We start from the raw sequence: 218 nt of genomic DNA on the forward strand, positions 1-218 counted from the left end.
CCTGCTCCTGCTACCACTATTGTAACTGTAGCCTCGTCTGTATTGCTTGGATTCAGTGAGTCAACTAATCTATATACTAAAGTGTAGGTACCCGCTGCTGTCCCTGCCGCTACATCTATCTGACCTGTTCCGAGGTCTAGTGTTAATGGCGCATCTGCTGATACAACTACAAGATCTGTCTCTGTAAGTGCTGCTGGAGTAACTCCATTGTAACTGTC

1 protein-coding gene is annotated in these 218 nt (G+C 46.3%); it reads right to left on the reverse strand.

The window, feature by feature from the left end; translation table 11 throughout:
- Positions 1-218 (reverse strand): hypothetical protein (locus I5349_RS14230; RefSeq protein WP_226391413.1); only part of this gene is annotated, 218 nt, incomplete at both ends.

This window comes from Penaeicola halotolerans (assembly GCF_016464625.1).
Taxonomy (GTDB): domain Bacteria; phylum Bacteroidota; class Bacteroidia; order Cytophagales; family Cyclobacteriaceae; genus Penaeicola; species Penaeicola halotolerans.